Origin of the sequence: Micromonospora acroterricola (assembly GCF_003172955.1) — a bacterium.
Taxonomy (GTDB): Bacteria; Actinomycetota; Actinomycetes; order Mycobacteriales; family Micromonosporaceae; genus Micromonospora; species Micromonospora acroterricola.
Window position 1 is genome coordinate 1 of sequence record NZ_QGKR01000319.1, and the last position, 12,257, is coordinate 12,257.

The following is a 12,257-nucleotide window of genomic DNA, read 5'->3' on the forward strand; positions in this document are numbered from 1 at the left end:
CGCGGCCGGAGCGGTCGACGCGGCCGGATGTGTGCGCGCCGGTGACCTGGTGGTCGGTCTCGCCGCCAGTGGGCGCACCCCGTACGTCCTCGGGGCGCTCGCCGCGTCCCGCGCCGAGGGCGCCTCGACGGTGCTGCTCTGCGCCAATCCGGAAGCCGAGGCGGCCCGGTCGGTCGACGTCTTCATCGGGGTGGACACCGGGCCGGAGGTGGTCACCGGGTCAACCCGGATGAAGGCGGGCACCGCGCAGAAGTTGGTGCTCAACACGTTCTCGACCGCCGTCATGGTGCGTCTGGGCCGGGTCTACTCGAACCTCATGATTGACATGGTGGCCACCAACGCGAAGCTCCGCGGGCGGATGATCTCGATCCTGGTCGAGGCCACCGGCTGCTCGGAGGAGGTCTCCCGGCGGGCCCTCAACGAGGCCGACGGCGATCTGAAGACCGCGCTGGTCTCGCTGGTCTCCGGCGCGGAGGTCGCCGCCGCCCGGGCCGCGCTGGCCCGCTCCGCGGACCAGGTCCGCGGCGCCCTCGCTCTGCTCGCCTCCTAGCCGTCACCCGCCCCGCACGGGGCCGGGAAGCGAACGGGGCTCCGGATTGTTCATCTGGGCGGGGGGTAATACCACCCCCGTGGATGAACCGACCGGTCCACCGGTGCGTATCTGGCAGTGACCAGGATCGCAGCGTGGTGGTGACCCGGGTCGCTGTGCCCCCGCGGCGGGCGGTGTTGCCATGGTGTGGGCGTTCGGCGATTCGTCGACCCGCCAACCCGTACGTGGTGCCCAGCGGCGAGCCACCCGACGGGGCGCTGACAGCAAACGTGGACCGTGCTCTCAGCTACTACTCAGGCATTCGTGACACTTTCGACTCTGTACATGGAATCCCCAACACGTCTCATCTGTTGTGTAGGTGTCAGCACTGGTGGGCACAGCGGAAGTTACCGGGGAAGAGGCTGACAAACGTGGGGACGGCAAGGAACCGGGCAACCGGCGCGAGCGAGGGGACCGTGGGCAACGTGGACAAGAACATCGGCATGCGGACCGACCAGGTCGCCGAGGAGCGCGACCTGGTCGGCGTCTACCTGCACGAGATCTCCCGGACGCCACTGCTGGACGCTGCCCGGGAGGTCGAACTCTCCAAGGCGATCGAGGCCGGCCTCTACGCCGAGCACCTGCTCGGTGAGGACCGCGTTCCGGCCGGTGTCGACCGGGACGACCTGGAGCGGCTGGTCGTCGAGGGCGAGCGCGCGAAGGACCTCTTCATCCGCGCCAACCTGCGACTGGTCGTGTCGATCGCCCGCCGTTACGTGCGGTCGGGGATGCCCATGCTGGACCTGATCCAGGAGGGCAACACCGGCCTCGTCCGGGCGGTCGAGAAGTTCGACTACGAGCGCGGATACAAGTTCTCCACCTACGCCACCTGGTGGATCCGCCAGGCGATCAGCCGGGCGATCGCCCAGCAGGAGCGCACGGTGCGGCTGCCGGTGCACCTGGTGGAGGACGTCAACCGGATGCGCAACGTGGCCCGCCAGCTCACCCGTGAGCTGGGCAGCGACCCGGAGCCGGAGCAGATCGCGACGGCCCTCGGCGTCACCGTCGAGCGGGTCAACGAGCTGCGCCGCTGGTCGCAGGACACCGTCTCGCTGGACACCCCGGTGGGCGACGATGGCGACACGAGCCTCGGTGACCTGGTCGCCGACACGGACGCCCCGTCGCCGGAGGACATCGTCCTCTCCGGGCTGGAGCGGCAGCGCATCGAGGGGCTGCTGAACCACCTCGACGACCGGTCGGCCGGCATCATGCGGGCCCGCTACGGGCTCGAGGACGGCCGCGAGCACTCGCTCACCGAGGTCGCGTCCCGGTTCTCGCTGTCCCGCGAGCGGATCCGGCAGCTGGAGATCCAGGCCCTCGGCCGGCTTCGTGAGCTGGCCCGGGCCGAGGGGCTGCAGGCGGCCTGAGCTGGGAGTACCAGCCTGAGCTGGTAGTAGTTGCGGCGAACGGCCGGCGTCCGACAGGGGGACGCCGGCCGTTCGCCGTACGTGGCTAACGGACCCTGCCGTAGCCCTGGATGGGCATCATGTTCATGCCCCGCTTGAGCACGTTGCGGCCGGCGCTCGGTGCGTCGATCACCTGGTTGCCGCCCACGTAGAGGGCGACGTGCCCGAGACCGCTGTAGAAGATGAGGTCTCCCGGGCGCAGGTCACCCCGGCTGATGTGGGCGACCGCACCCCACTGCATCCGCGTGTTGTGCGGCAGCGACTTTCCGGCCGCCCGCCACGCCGCCGAGGTCAGGCCGGAGCAGTCGTAGCCGTTCGGCCCGTCGGCCGCCCAGACGTACGGCTTGCCGAGCGCCCCGTAGGCGTAGCGCACGGCCGTGCCGGCGGCGCCGGCGATGGCGGGCACGTCCCTCGCCTCGGGCGCCGCCCTGGGCGCGGGTCGCTCGGTGGCCGCCCCGTACGCCTGCCGGCGCAGCTCGTACAGCTCGGCCAGGTCCCTCTCGATCTGCTTCTTGCCCGCCGCCAGCTGGCGGGCCTGCGCGGCCTGCCGGGTCAGGGTGGCGTCCAGGCGGCGCTTCTCGTCGAGCAGCCGCTTCTGGTTGGCGGTGAAGCCGGAGATGCGCTCCTGCCGCTGACGGGTCAGCTGGTCGAGCGCGCCGAGCCGGTCCAGCAGGGCGGCCGAGCCGCCGGGACGCAGCAGCGCGTCCGCGGTCCGCAGTTCACCGCTCTTGTACGCGGTGGTGGCGAGCTCGGCGACGTCCGCTCGGCTCTGCTCGGCCTGCTGTTCGAGCGGGCCGATGCGGGCCTGTAATCGGTCCGCCGCGGTCTTGTTGGTCTTGATCTCCTCCGTGAGCTTGTTGTACGACTCGACGACCCGCTCCAACTCGGCCGAGGACTTCTCGATCCGACGGGTCAGGTCGGCGGGGGACGGCTCGGCGTAGGCCACCGCCGTCGGGGCGATCAGCGCGGCCGACATGCCGGCCAGCGCGATGGTGCGCAGCAGGTTTCTCAGGGATGACAAGAGCGGAAGGCCCCTCTCCCACGGCCGCCGACGGGCTGCTGACGCCCTCGGCGACACCGGCCGGGGTCATCCGGGCGGACGGCGCTGGGCCGGACCGGCCTGCCCAACCTAACCCGGGACGGTTGTCGACCGCAGTTGAAGCAGGGGCGAATGTTGGCGATGTGGCCTGAAGTGCCGCTGCGTCGGCTGGCGCCATCGTGGCTGGTGGCGCTGGGGAACCAGCCGGATTGTCGGTTTGGCGGACACCTGACCGATATGCGACTTTCGTCGTTCCGGGCGTATGCCGCCGGATACCTGTGCGCGATAACCGATAAAACCTGAAATGGATGCTGTTTCTCGGCGATGTCCCGCGCCTAGGCGAGCTGTCGGGAGTTGGTAAATCCACACGGTGGGCTGGCGGTGCCCCAACACAATGAAGTCCGGAGCCGGGAATCCCGTCGACCGGAGGTCATGGCCTCTGAGCAGCGGGCCGAGCCCGGCCGGCCGCCCCGCGGGAGGAACCGTGAATCGTGAAGGCGCAACGACGCGACCGCAGCGAACGGTGCCCAATGCCCGGTCGACGCTGCTGTACGCGCGGCCCGGCATCATCGTGACCGTCGACCGGTTCACCGTCGGCCGGACCAGCTACCGCGTCGCCGACCTGACCCATCTGCGCACCACCCGTGGGCCACATGACCGGATCGCCGTCCGGGCCGTCGCGGTCACCGCCGCGATGCTCGGCGGAGTGGGGCTGCTGCTCGGCTTCACCGGCGGCCTGCAACGGCTGACCGCCGGGGCGTACCTCATCCTCGGGGCGGTGTTCCTGCTGCCGGCGGTGCTGGCCCTGGTCGGTGACCGCTGGCGGCCCCCGCCTTACGAGTTGTGGGGATGGCACCGGGGTGCGGAGGTGCTGCTGTTCAGCTCCGACGACGAGCGGCAGTTCGGCCAGGTGACCCGGGCGCTGCTGCGGGCCCGCGAGGTGAACAGGTACGGCGGCTGGGCGGACCCGCTCGCCTCGGCCGACCCATGGCGGCCCAGCCGCTGATCCGCCCTCGACGCCCGGCCGGCGCCGCTGGCGTCCAGACAGTGACGCCGAGGGCGGCCGGTCAGCCGGCGACCGGCTCCGGCGTACGGTCGGCGGGGCGGGCCAGCCACCCGGTCACCCGGCGCTCGGCGTAGAACGAGACGAACGGCACGGTGCCGGCCAGCATCACCAGGAGCATCCGCTTCAGCGGCCAGTCGGCCCGACGGCTCAGGTCGAACGCGGCCACCAGATAGATCATGTAGAGGAAACCGTGTGCCGGCCCGATCGTCTCCACCACGACCGGGTTGTCGAACCCGTACTTCAGTGGCATCCCGATCACGACCAGCAGGATCAGCACCACGCCCACGATCCAGGCGATCACGCGGTACCGGGTAAGGGCTGCGCCCACCTTCGTCCGTCCTTCCGAGCCCGGCTCAGCCGGGATAGTCACCGGGCCGGGCGCCCGGATTGGCGTTCAACCATGACAGGTAGTGGTTGTAGGCGGCCAGGTCCGTGTCCTCGACCGCCTCGCTGGCGGCGGGGACCCGGGCCACCCGTACCGGTCGGCGTACCGCCGGTCGGGATTCGCCGGTCGCGGGCGACGCGTCGGCGGGCTGCTCGGTCGGGTCGGCCGGCTGCCCGGTGGCAGCCGCCGCGTTCCGGCGGGCCAGCCGCACCTCGCGCCACCACACGTAGACCACGAAGCCGGCGAAGATCGGCCACTCGACCGCGTACCCCCAGCTCAGGGTGTTGCCGGCGGCGGCCCGGCTGATCTGCCACCAGCCCAGCCCGAGGAAGCCCACGACCAGCACGACCATGGCCACGTGGCGCGCGATCCACGCCGGGGTCCAGAGCCACCTCATGGCGTCGAGGGTACCGGGGACCGGGCCGCTCTCCGACACCGTGTCGTAGTTGTCGCGCCGCCCGGGATGGTTTGGCGGCACCCGGTGTGGGCATCCGTCTAGACGCCAGCCCAAACGAGACCAGGGGGGCGATGATGACCGGATCGGTACGCGAGGACGGCTTTCCGTCCAGCGGCAGCACGGATATGAGCCCGGAGCAACGGGTGCCCGAGTGGGGCGGCGACCACCTCGCCGACCCCGCGGACGCCGGTACGGATCTCGACGGCGACGCGCTCGGCGTCGACCCGACGGAGCTGACCGACGAGGATCTGATTCGCGAGATGCACAGCCTGCACCGCACCCGGCTGGACACCCTCCGGCACGCGGCGGACTCCGCGCTCGCCAACCACCTGCGGCGCACGGCGGAACTCGAGACCGAGTACCTGGCGCGTCACCCGGGCCGGGAGGTGGACCCGAGCCGCCTGCGGGACGCGTGATGCCGGCGCGTGCCGTGCGCGGCATGTCCGCGCCGCCCGAGGTGGTCTTCAACACGGCCACCGACCCGGCCCGCGCGTCCGCGTGGCTGCCGGAGCCGTTGCGCGGCGACGGCAGCCCCGCGACGGAGATCGTCAGCGAGGAGTTGCGGGCCCGCTGGGGCGCCGACGACGCCGACTGGTCCGCAGAGATCCGGGTGGAGCCGGCCGACTCCGGCGGCGCCCGGATCCAGCTCGACCTGGCCGACGGCTCGGGCGGGTCTGATCCGGACCAGCTGGCCGACGAGGCGCTGGCCAACCTCGTCCGCGAGGTCGCTGACAACCTCCAGGCCGGCTGAGACCACCGACGGCCACGCGGGACGCCGCTCCCGCACCATCACGAGATCTGAGGAGACCGGGTGACCGACACGGGCCTGCGAGAGAAGGTGGCGCGGCTGCGCCGGGCGTACGCGCCGCACGAGCACCGCCCGCTCGGCGGCTACCTCGCGGCGATGGGCACCTACGCCGGGGTGACCGGGGCCATCGCCGGCCTCGTGAAGGTGACCGGCCGGCCGGTGCCCGAGCGGCCCGCCCCGGCCGACGTGGTTTTGCTCTCCATCGCCACGCACAAGCTCAGCCGGCTGCTCTCCAAGGACGCGGTGACGAGCCCGCTGCGGGCGCCGTTCACCCGCTACGACGGCCCGATCGGCAGCGGCGAGGTGATGGAGCAGGTCCGTGACTCGGGCAGCTCCACCCGGCACGCCATCGGCGAGTTGCTGAGCTGCCCGTTCTGCCTGGCGGTCTGGGTGGCCACCGGGCTGACCGGCGGCCTGGTGCTCGCGCCCCGGCTGACCCGACTGGTGGCGACCGCGCTGACCGCGGTCGCCGCGTCCGACTTCCTCCAGATGGCGTACGCGGCGGCGCAGCAGGCCGCCGAGGGCGGGCACGAGGACGACTGACCTGGAAACGGGAGCGGGGGCCGGCGTCCGCCGGCCCCCGCTTTCTCGTCCTCGTGTCAGCGCTGCATGCCGGACCAGCCGTGCGGCGACTCCGGCTCCCGTTCGTCCTCGTCCGCGCCGGTGATGATGTCCCGGTCCACGGCGGTGCTGTCGTGCTCGTTGGCGAAGTCCGGCTCGGGGGTGGTGTCCCTGCCCTCCGGCGGCTGGCCGAGCGCCGGCACCTTCTCGTCGTGGTCCTCGTGGTGCGTCATGTCGGTGTCCCTTCTGCGGTGGTCGACGGTCGGGCTCGCCCGGGTGGCGATACGGCGAACGCGCTACCCGACGGAGCCGCCCAGCAGGTCGCTGACCTCGTCCACCGTGTACTCGCCCTCGGGCAACGAGTCGAGCCGGGCGAGCAGGTCGGCCGGGAGGTCGGCGGCCACCGCCCGGCGGTAGATATCCGCCTGGGTGACCCGCTCCTGACCCCGGTAGATGTCATCGAGCAGGTCGTCGAGGGCCCGGGTGTCCGGCTCGCCGGTCACGGATGCGTCGTCGGTCACGCTGATCAGCTACCCCGGGCGGAATCGGTCAAACGTCGCGCCCGTTGCCCTGCCCGGGGCGGACAGACAGCGCCGCCCCCGGCCTTGTGGGCCGGGGGCGGCGCTGGTGTCGGTGTGCAGGTCGCCTCTCGGCGAGTGGCACTACGCGGCTCCAGCCGGACGGTATTCCGCGAAGGCGATGTGGGTGAGGCCCGGGGACACTGGACACACCGACACCCCAGTCAACGAGCCGACCCCCGCCCGTGTTCCGCGCCCTGTCGTGTCGGCGGTCACACCGTCACACCGCCGTCGGCAGGGTGGCCCGACGGGCCCGCACGGCGGTGGCCAGGTGGTCGAGCACCTCGGCGGTGTCGTCCCAGCCGAGGCAGGCGTCGGTGACCGACCGGCCGTACTCCAGCTCCCGGGTCGGGTCGAGGTCCTGCCGGCCGGGCAGCAGGAACGACTCCAGCATCACGCCGGTGATCCCGCGCTGGCCGGCGGCCAGCTGGGCGGCCACGTCGGCGGCGACCAGCGGCTGGTTGCGGTGGTCCTTGCCGCTGTTGGCGTGGCTGGCGTCGATGACCAGCCGCTCCGGCAGGATGGCCGCGCGGAGCAGGTCGAGCGCCCCGGCCACCGACTCCGCGTCGTAGTTGGGCCGGCCGCCCCCGCCGCGCAGCACCAGGTGGCCGTCGGTGTTTCCCCGGGTGTGCATGATCGCCGGCGTGCCGGAGAAGTCGATTCCGGGGAAGACGTGCGGCACCCCGGCGGCGCGGATCGCGTCCACGGCGGTGCCGATGCTGCCGTCCGGGCGGTTCTTCATGCCGATCGGCATGGACAGGCCGGAGGCGAGCTGCCGGTGCACCTGGCTCTCCACCGTGCGCGCGCCGATCGCGCCCCAGGCCACCGTGTCGGCGATGTACTGCGGAGTGATCGGGTCGAGGAACTCGCAGCCCACCGGCAGGCCGAGGCGCAGGACGTCGAGCAGCAGCGCCCGGGCCCGCCGCAGGCCGGTGTTGACGTCCCCGCTGCCGTCCAGCCCCGGGTCGTTGATCAGGCCCTTCCAGCCCACCGTGGACCGCGGCTTCTCGAAGTAGACCCGCATGACGATCAGCAGGTCGTCGGCGAGGCGGTCGGCGGCGACGCGCAGCCGCTGCGCGTAGTCGAGGGCGGCGGCCGGGTCGTGCACCGAGCAGGGGCCCACGACCACCAGCAGGCGGTCGTCCTCGCGGTCCAGCACACGACCGACCGCGCGTCGGCCGTTCAACACGGCCGAGGCGAGCGGGGCGTCCAGGGGCAGCTCGTGGTGCAGCAGTGCGGGCGTGGTCAGCGGCACGACACGGTCGATCCGCTGATCACTGACCCGATCGGTCTCCGGGGTCGTCACGGTGGGCATCCTTCCGCCGACCGTGCCCGGGGCCGGTGCCCGGGACGAGCCGGCTGCTCGTACGCAAAAGGGCAGGAACGACAGCTCCTGCCCAGCCGGCTCGGTCCGTGGTGACGTCAGATCATGGTGAAGTCACCGGCGTGCGAGCCGGCTGCCTAAACCATCGATACGAACGCGTCACGGGCCCAGCGTACCCGACCGGGCCGCGAAGCTGAGCGGGTCGTCCCAGAAGGCTGGACGATCACCGCGTGGCGGGGCCGAGGCCGGGGTAACAGGGGTGCCATGACAGACGAGCAGAGCGACCAGGACCGGGTGGAGTCCCGGGCACACCTCCTGCCCGAGGAGGCGGCGGTGGGCAGCGACGACCCGGAGGCGCAGGCGGGGGCGATCCTCGCCGAGTCGGACATCCGCGAGGAGGACCAGAACGCGGCCCCGGACACGGTGCTGGAACACCGCACCTCGGATCAGACGGTGGTCGCCTCGGAGCCGCCGGACTGAGCGTCCGCCCCGCGCGCCCGGCGCGACCCCCGGTAGGTCTGCTCCCGCAGCCAGCCCAGCGGGCCGGGCGCCCGCAACTCCGGTGGCAGGTTGCGCACCGGGTCGAAGGCGAGCGCGGTGTCCTCCCGGGCGCTGAGCTGTGCGCCGAGGCTCACCTGCCCGACCGGCCGCCACGGTCCCACGGCGGACGCGACCGCGAGCACCAGGCGCGGCGCGTCCGCCCCGGTCGCGGCGGCCACCGCCGCCAGGCTGCGGCCGAGATCGGCCGAGTCGGGGTCGGCCAGCGCGGCCAGCCAGAGCCGGCGCCGGCCCGCCCGGTAACACATGATCGTGCTGTACGTCCCGGTGAAGCGGCGTCGGGGCAGCGGCAGGTTCCGCAGCCCCGGGGCGGCGCCGCTCGAGCTGACCAGCAGGTCGAACGGGCCCGGGTCGGCGTGCACACGTACCGCCAGGCCCAGCACGTCCGGCCAGCTGCCGGGCGTCGGCACCCCCTTGGAGAGGCGGACGGTGGCCCGGTAGCGGCCGGGGTCGTCGAGCAGGCCGACCCCGGTGGGCGGTCCGGCCGTACCCCAGATCATCACCTCGCCGGCGAACGAGCGGCCGGCGGGATGCAGCAGCCGGGCCCTGCGCAGCCGGGTCAGGGCCGCGGTGGCGTGTTCGACGGCGGTGGCGGCACGGCCGGCCGTGCGGGACGCGGGCGGGGTGGCGGTCGGCGCGGGCATTCCCCTGCGGTACCCCGTCCGGCCGGCTCGATGCCCGCCGGTCGGCTCGCCGACCGCCCGCACGTCACCTTTCCGCCCCCGAGATCAGATAGCGTCGTGCCATGCCCGACAGCGGTTACCCCTGGCCCATCGAGACGTCCCGACTGGACAACGGCCTGCGCGTGGTGGTGAGCGAGGACCGCACCGCCCCGGCCGTGGCCGTCAACCTCTGGTACGACGTCGGCTCCCGGCACGAGCCAGCTGGGCAGACCGGCTTCGCCCACCTCTTCGAGCACCTGATGTTCGAGGGCTCGGTCAACGTGGCGAAGACCGAGCACATGAAGCTGATCCAGGGCTCCGGCGGTTCGCTCAACGCCACCACCAACCCGGACCGGACCAACTACTTCGAGACGGTCCCGGCCGAGCACCTGGAGCTGGCGCTCTGGCTGGAGGCCGACCGGATGGGCGGCCTGGTTCCCGCGCTCACCCAGGAGACGCTGGACAACCAGCGTGACGTGGTGAAGAACGAGCGCCGGCAGCGTTACGAGAACGTCCCGTACGGTGACGCCTGGCTGCGGCTGCTGCCGCTGCTCTACCCGCCCGGGCACCCCTACCACCACGCGACGATCGGCTCGATGGCCGACCTGAACGCCGCCGACCTCGCCACCTTCCAGGCGTTCCACCAGACGTACTACGCGCCGAACAACGCGGTGCTCACCGTGGTCGGCGACGCCTCGGCCGCCGAGGTGTTCGCGCTGGCCGACAAGTACTTCGGCGCGCTGCCCGCACGCGACGACATCCCGTCGGCCCCGGACGGCCGGAGTGTCCCGGCGACCGGTCAGCCGGCCGTGGAGACGGTGACCGCCGACGTGCCGGCTCCCCGGGTGTACATCGCGCACCGCGGCCACCCGTTCGGCAGCCCGGGGTACGACGTGCTCACCGTGCTCGCCACCGTGCTCGGCAGTGGCCGGGGCAGCCGGCTCTACCAGCGGCTCGCCGACGGCGAGCGGATCGCCCAGCCCGACCTGGTCGCTGCGTACGGGGTGGACCTCGCGCACGCCCCGGCGCCGCTGATCGCCACCGCCACCGCCCGGCCCGGCATCACCGCCGAACGGCTGGCCGAGGGGCTGGCCGAGGTCGTCGACGAGCTGGCCACCGTGCCGGTCACCGCCGCCGAGCTGGACCGGGCCAAGGCGTTGCTGAGCACCGCGTGGTGGCGGCAGATGTCGACCGTGGACGGTCGCGCGGACACGCTCGGCCGGTACGCCACCCAGTTCGGCGACCCGGCCCGAGCCGCCGAACGGCTGCCCGCCTGGCTGGCCGTGACCGCCGAGCAGATCGCCGAGGCCGCCACCGACGTGCTCGGCGCCGCCGACCGGGTGACCCTGACCTACCTGCCCGAGGAGACCGCATGACGCTGATCGCCGACCGTCCCGGCCCGGGCGCCGCCCGCCCGTACCGGTTCCCGCCGGTGGTCCGCCGCGCCGTGGCCGGCGGTCAGGTGGTCGCCGCGCACCTGCCCGGGCAGAACCTCGCCGTCGCGCTGCTGCTGCTCGACGCCGGCGCCGCTCGGGAGCGGGCCGGCAAGGAGGGGCTGGGCGGGGTCCTGGCCAAGGCGTTGGAGGAGGGCACCGCGCAGCGGGACGCGACCGCGTACGCGCTGGCCATCGAGGCGCTCGGCACCGAGCTGGTGACCGGGCTGGACTGGGACTCGTTCCAGGTCAGCGTGCAGGTGCCGGTCGACCGGTTGACCGCGGCGGTGCAGCTGCTCGCCGAGGCCGTGCGGACGCCCCGACTGGACCCGGCCGACGTCCGGCGGGTCCGCGACGACGAGGCCAACGCGCTGCGGATGGACTGGGCGAACCCGGGCCCGCGTGCCGACGCCGCGCTGCGCGCGGACCTGTTCGGCGCGGACAACCGCTGGGGGCGCCCGATGTACGGCGACCCGGAGTCCGTGGCCGGGCTGGACGTGGAGGACGTGACGGTCTTCCACTCCGAGTGGTTCCTGCGGCCCGGCACCCTGATCGTCGCAGGTGATCTGGACCGGATCGACCTGGACGCGCTGGCCGCCGCGGTGTTCGCCGGCACCGGCGGTGGCCCCGCCGACCGGGGTGGCCCGATCGAGGTGCCGGTGCGTGCCGGGCGACGGGTCATCCTCGTGGACCGGCCGGGCTCGGTGCAGTCGACGCTGCGGCTGGGTCACCCGTCGCCGCACCGGGCGCACCCCGACCACGTGCCGATGACGCTCGCCGGCACGGTGCTCGGCGGGGCGTTCACGTCCCGGCTCAACCACCTGATCCGTGAGGTGCACGGCTACACGTACGGCATCCGGGGCGACTTCGCCTCGTCCCGCCGTTTCGGCCGGTTCGCGGTCAGCTCCGGCGTACAGACCGCGGTGACCGTTCCGGCCCTGGTCGAGGCGGTGGGGGAGATCGCCCGTACCCAGGCGGGCGGGGTCACCGAGGACGAGCTGGCGGTGGCCCGTTCCTGGCGGGCCGGGCAGCTCTCGGTCGAGTTGCAGAGCCCTCGTGCGATCGCGTCGGCGCTGACTACGCTGGTGGTGCACGACCTGCCGGACGACTACCACGCCCGGCTGCGCGAGGAGCTGCTCGCCGCCGACGTGGACCAGGTCTCCGCGGCCGCCGGCGCTCACCTGCACCCGGAGGCGCTGACGCTGGTCATCGAGGGCGACGCCGCGATCATCCGCGACGAGCTCACCGCCGCCAACCTGGGCGAAATGATCGACCACCCCTGAACCGCCCGGCTCCGGCGTCGATCATGAAGTTGTAGTCATCCGTCCCGGCGAGTCGGGACAACAACTTCATGATCAACCCGGGAGGCGCGGGGACGCGGCGGGCGGCCA

General features: G+C 72.9%; 16 protein-coding genes. 9 read left to right on the forward strand and 7 right to left on the reverse strand.

The annotated features are described in order from the left end of the window. Positions 1-550 (forward strand): N-acetylmuramic acid 6-phosphate etherase (locus tag DKT68_RS27630; RefSeq protein ID WP_146218442.1); only part of this gene is annotated, 550 nt, incomplete at its 5' end. 455 nt (positions 551-1,005) lie between these two features. Beyond that, complete coding sequence (locus tag DKT68_RS27635; protein ID WP_109820314.1) at positions 1,006-1,956, forward strand: sigma-70 family RNA polymerase sigma factor; 951 nt, start codon at positions 1,006-1,008, stop codon at positions 1,954-1,956. A gap of 85 nt (positions 1,957-2,041) precedes the next feature. On the opposite strand, the gene DKT68_RS27640 is transcribed toward DKT68_RS27635, so the two are convergent. After that, positions 2,042-3,016, reverse strand: a complete 975-nt coding sequence (locus tag DKT68_RS27640) for a C40 family peptidase (protein ID WP_109820315.1) — start codon at positions 3,014-3,016, stop codon at positions 2,042-2,044. A gap of 541 nt (positions 3,017-3,557) precedes the next feature. On the opposite strand from DKT68_RS27640, the gene DKT68_RS27645 reads away from it, so the two are divergent. Further along, positions 3,558-4,040 (forward strand): DUF6232 family protein, encoded by a 483-nt coding sequence (locus DKT68_RS27645; protein WP_236647096.1) that lies wholly within the window; start codon positions 3,558-3,560, stop codon positions 4,038-4,040. A 61-nt stretch (positions 4,041-4,101) separates the two neighbouring features. Here DKT68_RS27645 and DKT68_RS27650 read toward each other — a convergent pair whose 3' ends face one another. Further along, entirely contained in the window at positions 4,102-4,428 is a 327-nt protein-coding gene (locus DKT68_RS27650) for a DUF3817 domain-containing protein (RefSeq protein WP_109820317.1), read from the reverse strand. 25 nt (positions 4,429-4,453) lie between these two features. Then, positions 4,454-4,882 carry a hypothetical protein gene (locus DKT68_RS27655; protein ID WP_201749214.1) on the reverse strand — a complete coding sequence of 143 codons (429 nt, stop codon included), beginning with the start codon at positions 4,880-4,882 and terminating at the stop codon, positions 4,454-4,456. Between the two features lie 131 nt (positions 4,883-5,013). Between DKT68_RS27655 and DKT68_RS27660 the strand changes: the two genes are divergently transcribed. From DKT68_RS27660 to DKT68_RS27670, 3 genes are read left to right on the forward strand one after another with little or no spacing between them, the layout of a single operon-like run. Beyond that, entirely contained in the window at positions 5,014-5,358 is a 345-nt protein-coding gene (locus DKT68_RS27660; protein WP_109820318.1) for a DUF6158 family protein, read from the forward strand. Then, positions 5,358-5,693, forward strand: a complete 336-nt coding sequence (locus DKT68_RS27665; RefSeq protein WP_109820319.1) for an SRPBCC family protein — start codon at positions 5,358-5,360, stop codon at positions 5,691-5,693. Before DKT68_RS27660 ends, DKT68_RS27665 begins: the two co-directional genes overlap by 1 nt. 60 nt (positions 5,694-5,753) lie before the next feature. Next, positions 5,754-6,293 carry a DUF1360 domain-containing protein gene (locus DKT68_RS27670; protein ID WP_109820320.1) on the forward strand — a complete coding sequence of 180 codons (540 nt, stop codon included), beginning with the start codon at positions 5,754-5,756 and terminating at the stop codon, positions 6,291-6,293. 56 nt (positions 6,294-6,349) lie between these two features. Here DKT68_RS27670 and DKT68_RS27675 read toward each other — a convergent pair whose 3' ends face one another. From DKT68_RS27675 to DKT68_RS27685, 3 genes are all read right to left on the reverse strand, one after another. After that, on the reverse strand, positions 6,350-6,544 hold the full coding sequence (locus DKT68_RS27675; protein WP_109820321.1) for a hypothetical protein: 195 nt from the start codon (positions 6,542-6,544) through the stop codon (positions 6,350-6,352). Between the two features lie 63 nt (positions 6,545-6,607). Then, positions 6,608-6,841, reverse strand: coding sequence for a hypothetical protein (locus DKT68_RS27680; RefSeq protein ID WP_407940801.1), 234 nt, complete (start codon positions 6,839-6,841; stop codon positions 6,608-6,610). A 268-nt stretch (positions 6,842-7,109) separates the two neighbouring features. After that, complete coding sequence (locus tag DKT68_RS27685; RefSeq protein WP_109820323.1) at positions 7,110-8,204, reverse strand: 3-deoxy-7-phosphoheptulonate synthase; 1,095 nt, start codon at positions 8,202-8,204, stop codon at positions 7,110-7,112. Positions 8,205-8,477: 273 nt separating this feature from the next. Here DKT68_RS27685 and DKT68_RS27690 point away from each other — a divergent pair, with 273 nt between their 5' ends. Continuing rightward, positions 8,478-8,693 carry a hypothetical protein gene (locus DKT68_RS27690; protein ID WP_109820324.1) on the forward strand — a complete coding sequence of 72 codons (216 nt, stop codon included), beginning with the start codon at positions 8,478-8,480 and terminating at the stop codon, positions 8,691-8,693. On the opposite strand, the gene DKT68_RS27695 is transcribed toward DKT68_RS27690, so the two are convergent. Then, positions 8,660-9,415, reverse strand: coding sequence for a phosphodiesterase (locus tag DKT68_RS27695; protein WP_109820325.1), 756 nt, complete (start codon positions 9,413-9,415; stop codon positions 8,660-8,662). The genes DKT68_RS27690 and DKT68_RS27695 overlap by 34 nt on opposite strands. 101 nt (positions 9,416-9,516) lie before the next feature. On the opposite strand from DKT68_RS27695, the gene DKT68_RS27700 reads away from it, so the two are divergent. Both DKT68_RS27700 and DKT68_RS27705 read left to right on the forward strand, forming a co-directional pair. After that, complete coding sequence (locus DKT68_RS27700; RefSeq protein ID WP_109820326.1) at positions 9,517-10,809, forward strand: M16 family metallopeptidase; 1,293 nt, start codon at positions 9,517-9,519, stop codon at positions 10,807-10,809. Beyond that, a complete protein-coding gene (locus tag DKT68_RS27705; RefSeq protein WP_109820327.1) occupies positions 10,806-12,149 on the forward strand; it encodes a M16 family metallopeptidase in 1,344 nt (447 codons plus the stop codon). The genes DKT68_RS27700 and DKT68_RS27705 overlap by 4 nt, the downstream gene beginning before the upstream one ends. The last annotated feature ends 108 nt before the right edge of the window (positions 12,150-12,257 follow it).